The sequence below is a fragment of the Serratia sp. (in: enterobacteria) genome, assembly GCF_046715635.1.
Classification (GTDB): Bacteria; Pseudomonadota; Gammaproteobacteria; order Enterobacterales; family Enterobacteriaceae; genus Chania.
Genome location: NZ_JBKJYW010000448.1, coordinates 1 through 6,701, shown reverse-complemented (window position 1 = coordinate 6,701; position 6,701 = coordinate 1). Strand labels below are relative to the sequence as shown.

Below are 6,701 nucleotides of genomic sequence, written 5' to 3'. Positions count from 1 at the left end.
TGGTGGCCATTGTGAGTAATCAAATTAAAACTAAATCGACCCCGCGGCGCGGCGGTTTTACCTTTAAACAGTTCTTTGTCGGCCACGATCGTTGTGCGATGAAGGTGGGTACCGATGCGGTTATGCTTGGCGCCTGGACTGCCGTGGATAACGTGCAGCGGGTGCTGGATATTGGCTGCGGCAGTGGGCTGATCGCCCTGATGTTGGCGCAGCGCACGGCTAGCGAGGTCGCCATCGATGCGGTTGAGCTGGATAACGCCGCCGCCTTGCAGGCACGTGATAACGTGTTGGAGTCACCTTGGCCGCAGAAGATCCAGGTGCACAGTCAGGATATTCATCATTTTGCCCAGCAGCATGCCCATTGTTACGATCTGATCGTCAGCAATCCACCGTATTTTGAGCCTTCCGTCGCCTGTCGCGATCTGGCCCGCACCAACGCCCGTTATACCGAAACCTTGACGCATGACGCCTTGCTGGATAGCGCCGAACGCTTGATAACGGCGGAGGGCCATTTCTGCGTGGTGCTGCCTTATGAGATTGGCGAAGCTTTTGAAGTGAATGCCCACCAACGTGGCTGGCACACCGCGCGGCGGCTGAACATCAGCGACCGGGCCGAGACGCCAAAGCACCGTTTGATGCTGGCATTAGCGCGTAAACCGATGGCGAAAGAAGAGGCGGAGTTGGCAATAAAACTGGCGGATGGCAGCTACACCACCGACTTCCGCCAGTTGATTACCGATTTCTATCTGAATTACTGAAGCCTCAGGGTTGCAGAATGGTGGGTTTTGGCTCCGGTAACATATCCGGGTAATCCAGCGTGTAATGCAGCCCTCGGCTTTCCTTGCGCTCCATCGCACTGCGTACAATCAGTTCCGCCACCTGTACCAGATTACGTAGTTCCAGCAGATTGTTGGAGATGCGGAAGTTGGCGTAATACTCGTCGATTTCCTGCTGCAACGTATTGATGCGGCGCAGCGCCCGCTCCAGACGTTTGGTGGTGCGCACGATCCCGACGTAGTCCCACATGAACAGCCGCAGTTCGTGCCAGTTATGCTGGATCACCACGCGTTCATCCGAGTCGTCCACGCGGCTTTCATCCCATTGTGGCAACTGTTTGGCCAGCTTGATGGCAGGCAGGCGCGTCAAAATATCTTCAGCGGCGGACCAGCCATAAACCAGGCATTCCAGCAGCGAGTTGGACGCCATGCGGTTAGCGCCGTGCAGCCCGGTGTAGCTCACTTCACCAATCGCATACAGGCCGTCCAGATCGGTGCGGCCATGCTGATCGACCATCACGCCACCGCAGGTGTAATGCGCCGCAGGGACGATCGGGATCGGCTGTTGCGTCAGGTCAAAGCCCAGCGTCATCAACTTTTCGTGGATCATCGGGAAGTGTTGAGTAATGAATTCCGCCGGTTTGTGGCTGATATCCAGATACATGCAGTCCGCACCCAGGCGCTTCATCTCATGGTCAATCGCGCGGGCGACGATATCGCGTGGAGCCAGTTCGCCACGGGGATCAAAGTCAGGCATAAAACGGCTGCCGTCCGGGCGTTTTAGGTGGGCACCTTCACCGCGTAGCGCTTCGGTCAGCAGGAAGTTACGTGCCTGCGGGTGGAACAGGCAGGTTGGATGGAATTGGTTGAACTCCAGGTTGGCCACCCGGCAGCCAGCGCGCCAGGCCATGGCGATACCGTCGCCCGAAGAGATATCCGGGTTGGTGGTATATTGATAAACCTTGGCCGCTCCGCCGGTGGCTAACACCACCGTTTTGGCACGGTAGGTTTCCACCTGCTCCCGCTCACGGTTCCAGACGTAAGCGCCCACTACGCGCTTGGTGCCTGGCAAGCCGATCTTGTTGGAGGTGATCAGGTCGACCGCATTGCGGCGCTCCATCACGGAAATATTGGGGTGAGCACTTGCTTTCGCTACCAGGGTAGTCTCTACTTCTTTGCCGGTGGCGTCGGCGGCGTGCAGGATGCGCCGATGGCTGTGTCCGCCTTCCCGCGTCAGGTGATAGCGTTCTTCGCCTTGGGAGTTGGTTTCGGTGTCGAACAGCACGCCCTGATCGATTAGCCACTGTACGCAATTGCGCGCATTCCCGGCAATAAACTCGACGGCGTCTTTATCACACAGGCCGGCTCCGGCGATCAGCGTGTCATCAACGTGTGAGGCGATGCTGTCCGTTTCATCAAACACCGCGGCGATCCCGCCTTGGGCATAAAAGGTGGCGCCTTCATTGAGCGGACCTTTGCTGAGTACAGTAACCTTGCAATGTTGCGCCAAGCGCAACGCCAGGGAGAGGCCGGCAGCACCGCTACCGACGATCAATACATCGCTAACATGTTCAGATGATGGTTGCATAACGTATGATGTGTGCAGAAGAAGAGTGAAATTCATGTTAGCCTACTTGTCCGGGCAAAAGCCACGGACAAGGTGACATCAACAAAAAAACAATGGCGATATGGAACTTAGCGTTCCGTATGGACTCCAAGCGAGTGCTTGCTCAGGAAAATAATGTATGGCTGGCGGTACAATTTCACGCGTGGAGACAGATTTGGGGAGAGTTTACCTCGGATGAGCGAGCAGTTAACGGATCAGGTTCTGGTTGAGCGGGTCCAGAAGGGCGATCAGAAATCGTTTAACTTACTGGTAATTCGTTACCAGCATAAAGTGGCGAGTCTCGTTTCGCGCTACGTACCACAGGGCGACGTGCCGGATGTGGTGCAGGAGTCGTTTATTAAAGCTTATCGCGCACTGGAGTCGTTCCGTGGCGATAGCGCCTTTTACACCTGGTTGTATCGAATTGCTGTCAATACAGCAAAAAATTATCTGGTTGCTCAGGGGCGGCGCCCACCATCAAGCGATGTGGATGCCAATGATGCCGAAAATTACGAAAGTGCGGGTGCACTGAAAGAAATTTCGAACCCTGAGAACTTAATGTTGTCAGAAGAGCTGAGACAGATAGTTTTCCGTACCATTGAGTCACTCCCGGAAGATCTTCGCATGGCGATTACCCTTAGGGAGTTGGATGGTCTAAGCTACGAAGAGATAGCCGCCATCATGGATTGCCCGGTCGGAACCGTACGTTCACGTATTTTCCGTGCTCGGGAGGCTATCGATAATAAAGTTCAACCGCTGATCCAACGTTAGCGATAGCGGACACTGGAAGGGTACCTAGGCATGCAGAAAGAAAAGCTTTCCGCTCTGATGGATGGTGAAATGCTCGACAATGAGCTGCTGAGCTCATTGAGTAAAGATCGGGCGCTTCAGCAAAGCTGGCAGAGCTATCACCTAATCCGTGACACGTTACGGGGTGATATCGGGCAAGTCATGCATTTCGATATCGCAGACCGTGTTGCTGCCGCATTGGAAAAAGAGCCCGCTCGTCTGGTTCCTTCGGCAATCCCCGAATCTCAACCGCAACCTCACACCTGGGGTAAACTGCCGTTCTGGCACAAGGTTCGTCCTTGGGCTAGTCAGCTAACTCAAGTCGGCGTTGCCGCTTGTGTCTCTCTGGCAGTGATCGTGGGTGTGCAACAGTACAATCAGCCAGTGACCCAATCAGGCGTGGCTGAAGCACCAGCGTTCAATACGTTGCCGATTATGGGGCAACCTTCCCCGGTCAGCCTGGGCGTCCCCGCAGACAGTTTCTCAACCGGCAGCGGTCAGCAGCAGGTGCAGGAACAGCGTAAGCGTATCAATGCCATGCTGCAGGATTATGAGTTGCAACGCCGTTTGCACTCCGATCAGCTGCAACTTGAACAAAGCAGGCCACAACAGGCGGCAGTTCAGGTTCCTGGAACTCAGTCTTTAGGAATGCAACAGCAGTAATGAAGCAAATCTGGTTCTCCGTTTGTCTTTTAACGGGCAGCCTGCTCAATTCAAATATCGCCTCGGCGCAGGAAACTGCGTCCGGGGCGTTATTGCAACAAATGAGCAGTGCCAGCCGTTCACTCAGCTATGAACTCGCCTATATCAGCATCAGCAAGCAGGGGATAGAGTCGTTACGCTATCGCCATGCGGTGATCGATAAACAGCCCCTGGGGCAGTTGCTGCATATGGACGGCCCTCGTCGGGAAGTGCTGCAACGTGGCGGTGGGATCAGCTATTTTGAGCCTGGTCTGGAACCGTTCACGCTGTCTGGCGATCACATCGTCGACGCCTTGCCCGCCATCGTGTTTGCCGATTTCAACTATCTGGCGAAGTACTACGACTTCATCTCCGTTGGCCGCACCCGTATTTCCGATCGGCCTTGTGACGTTTACCGCGTTGTGGCTCGTGATGGCTCCCGTTACAGCTATGTGGTCTGGATGGATATGGAGACCAAGTTGCCGCTGCGGGTCGATCTGCTCGATCGTGATGGCGAAACGCTGGAACAGTATCGGGTCATCTCGGTAGTGGTGGGCGATCAGGTGAAAAGCGTGATGCAAGCTTTGCTCACGGCCAATCTGCCACCGCTGCTAAACTTACCTGCCGCTGAAAACGTTAAGCTGGCCTGGAATGCCGGCTGGTTGCCCGCAGGTGTTAACGAGGTGGCGCGTAATCGCCGTAAGCTGCCGAATGTGGCGGTGCCGGTTGAATCACGGCTTTATAGCGATGGCTTGTTCAGCTTCTCGGTTAACATCAGCCCTTCGGGCAGTAATGCCAGCCAACAGTTTTATCGTCAGGGCCGCCGCACCATCCAAACCGAAATTCGTAATGGCAATGAAATTACCGTGGTTGGGGAATTACCTCCTTCAACGGCGAAACGCATCGCCGACAGCATTACTTTCAAGGTAGCGCCACAATGATGAAAGAGTGGGCCACGGTGATCTCGTGGCAACAGGGCGTGGCGCAGCTGCGTTGTGAGCCTAAAGCTGGCTGTGGCAGCTGTACCGCACGCTCTGGTTGTGGGGCCCGCGCCTTCGACGAACTGGTGCCTGAAAGTGAACATCACTTGCAGGTGGCAATTGCCCAGCCCCTTGAACCCGGCCAGCGCGTGGAAGTCGGTATCGCGGAAGGCAGCCTGTTACGTTCGGCGATGCTGGTCTATCTGACCCCGCTATTTGGCATGATGCTAGGTGGTGGCCTGCTGCAATGGTGGTTGGCCAGTGATGCCGCGGCGGCACTCGGTGGGATTTTAGGGGGTGGCCTTGCTTTCCTGATCGCAAGGGCATTGGCAAAACGCCTCGGCGAACAGGCTAATTATCAACCCGTGGTGCTGCAAATCGGCTTGCCGCCAGGTGCCTTGCGTTTGCACACCGAAACCGAATCTCCGATTTAATACGGCGGCCGCGTCATCGCCGGGTTGTTATAGGCGGGGATGCGGTTGTTGATCATATGCTCCATCAGCGCAATAAACAGATCGGCGCTGAACAGCGAGTAATAACCCAGTGAAAACAGCTCATTGCCCTGTAAATCCAGCAGGCGAATGGTGCCGCGCTGCATATTGTTCTCCAGCCGGTGGATCTTTTCGATCTGAACCTGCGCGCGGGCGATACTCAGCGTCGTTGCGCTAAGCCGTAATGTTTGCGTCGGTTTCTCCTGCCACGAACCTAGCCAACCCCTGCCGCTGTTGAGATAGCCAAACGTCAATTTCTCTCCCTGATAAAGCGAATTTAATGCCAGCGGTCCACGCTGCTGGATCTGTTGCTGGATCAGGGTTTCAATCAGTTGCCGGGAGTGAGATATATTGCTCTTGATGCTGTACCAGAACGCAGCCTCCGAGGTGCGAAACGCCATATTGTCGTTCAGCCCGCCAAGCAGCCTGCTACCGCGAGAATGGTAGATATCAGCAATCTTTTCAAACGCAATAAACCGCTCTTTATGACTGCGGTGATCCAGCACGCGCACGCCGTGCTCATACAGGCGATAGGTCAGCATTGGCCGCAAATAATGGCGCAATGCCAATAAAATAGTGCCTAACAGAATGGTAGCCGCGCCGGCTTGCAGTAAGGCCAGGACGTGAGGATCTTCCATGTTGCTCAATAACGGTATTAACAACAGCGCCGCACCGAGTGTGAACAGCAGCGCTGCCGCTGCCAAAATGCCCCAGTTGACCTTGGAAAAATCGTGCCGGCTCAGCATTTGCCCTTTATCGATCATGATAAACCTTCCAATCAATGTTCAGAGGAGATGCTGGTGAACTCTGGTGGGCTTGCCGATGTCGTAGTGCCCTGAAGTCTGTTTTTATCCAAAGTTCTTGCCACTTGTAACCGAGGGGCAAGGGAGCGTATATCAGGTTTATCCGAAAGCAGGGACGATGCTGTTTAACTGTAAGTTACTGATAAAAATATTATTTATAAAATAATTAAGATTGGGTTTATTGCGTAATTGCGTAATATGTATTACCACGGGATAAACGCTGTCTGGCCAACAGGGCTGGCGCAATTAACCCACAATTATTATCTGGGTTTTGCCGCGTTAATATCTGCTTTCATCAACTGCGGCGCGCAGTAACACTAAACTACGTATAATCGAATAGCTTCCCAACACCGATCGCTAGGTTTTCAGGGGTGTGGCATGTAGAATGCTGCGATTCAGGCGAAAAATAGCCGACCCATTCACTGTCGCTTTATGTCCATGCGGGTTTCATAGGCGAGTAATTCAGAAATACCAAGGCAGAAAAACTAATTAAATGAAACACATAAGAAATTTTTCTATCATTGCCCATATTGACCACGGTAAGTCGACGCTGTCTGACCGTATTATCCAAATCT

General features: G+C 54.0%; 8 protein-coding genes. 6 read left to right on the top strand and 2 right to left on the bottom strand.

Annotated features, from left to right (window positions below; all coding sequences use genetic code 11):
* Nucleotides 1-2 precede the first annotated feature (2 nt).
* On the top strand, nucleotides 3-758 hold the full coding sequence (gene trmN / locus ACLQ7H_RS23360; protein ID WP_411754723.1) for a tRNA(1)(Val) (adenine(37)-N(6))-methyltransferase TrmN: 756 nt from the start codon (nucleotides 3-5) through the stop codon (nucleotides 756-758).
* Nucleotides 759-762: 4 nt separating this feature from the next.
* Here trmN and nadB read toward each other — a convergent pair whose 3' ends face one another.
* Nucleotides 763-2,364: an L-aspartate oxidase gene (gene nadB / locus ACLQ7H_RS23355; protein WP_411754722.1), complete on the bottom strand. Its 1,602-nt coding sequence runs from the start codon at nucleotides 2,362-2,364 to the stop codon at nucleotides 763-765.
* Nucleotides 2,365-2,577: 213 nt separating this feature from the next.
* On the opposite strand from nadB, the gene rpoE reads away from it, so the two are divergent.
* From rpoE to rseC, 4 genes are read left to right on the top strand one after another with little or no spacing between them, the layout of a single operon-like run.
* Nucleotides 2,578-3,153, top strand: coding sequence for an RNA polymerase sigma factor RpoE (rpoE, locus tag ACLQ7H_RS23350; protein WP_012146382.1), 576 nt, complete (start codon nucleotides 2,578-2,580; stop codon nucleotides 3,151-3,153).
* Between the two features lie 30 nt (nucleotides 3,154-3,183).
* A complete protein-coding gene (rseA, locus tag ACLQ7H_RS23345; protein ID WP_411754721.1) occupies nucleotides 3,184-3,834 on the top strand; it encodes an anti-sigma-E factor RseA in 651 nt (216 codons plus the stop codon).
* Nucleotides 3,834-4,793 carry a sigma-E factor regulatory protein RseB gene (gene rseB / locus ACLQ7H_RS23340; RefSeq protein WP_411754720.1) on the top strand — a complete coding sequence of 320 codons (960 nt, stop codon included), beginning with the start codon at nucleotides 3,834-3,836 and terminating at the stop codon, nucleotides 4,791-4,793. Before rseA ends, rseB begins: the two co-directional genes overlap by 1 nt.
* A complete protein-coding gene (gene rseC, locus ACLQ7H_RS23335) occupies nucleotides 4,790-5,266 on the top strand; it encodes a SoxR-reducing system protein RseC (RefSeq protein WP_411754719.1) in 477 nt (158 codons plus the stop codon). The genes rseB and rseC overlap by 4 nt, the downstream gene beginning before the upstream one ends.
* Here the strand turns inward: rseC and ACLQ7H_RS23330 are convergent.
* Nucleotides 5,263-6,087 (bottom strand): hypothetical protein, encoded by an 825-nt coding sequence (locus tag ACLQ7H_RS23330; protein WP_411754718.1) that lies wholly within the window; start codon nucleotides 6,085-6,087, stop codon nucleotides 5,263-5,265. The genes rseC and ACLQ7H_RS23330 overlap by 4 nt on opposite strands.
* Before the next feature lie 532 nt (nucleotides 6,088-6,619).
* Here ACLQ7H_RS23330 and ACLQ7H_RS23325 point away from each other — a divergent pair.
* Nucleotides 6,620-6,701: GTP-binding protein (locus ACLQ7H_RS23325; protein ID WP_411754724.1), on the top strand; the 82-nt coding region annotated here is incomplete at its 3' end.

Excerpts from the sequence above, each read along its gene's own strand:
- nadB (WP_411754722.1), bottom strand. The coding sequence starts at position 2,364 with ATGCAACCATCATCTGAACATGTTAGCGATGTATTGATCGTCGGTAGC.
- rpoE (WP_012146382.1), top strand. The coding sequence starts at position 2,578 with ATGAGCGAGCAGTTAACGGATCAGGTTCTGGTTGAGCGGGTCCAGAAG.
- rseA (WP_411754721.1), top strand. The coding sequence starts at position 3,184 with ATGCAGAAAGAAAAGCTTTCCGCTCTGATGGATGGTGAAATGCTCGAC.
- rseB (WP_411754720.1), top strand. The coding sequence starts at position 3,834 with ATGAAGCAAATCTGGTTCTCCGTTTGTCTTTTAACGGGCAGCCTGCTC.
- rseC (WP_411754719.1), top strand. The coding sequence starts at position 4,790 with ATGATGAAAGAGTGGGCCACGGTGATCTCGTGGCAACAGGGCGTGGCG.
- ACLQ7H_RS23330 (WP_411754718.1), bottom strand. The coding sequence starts at position 6,087 with ATGATCGATAAAGGGCAAATGCTGAGCCGGCACGATTTTTCCAAGGTC.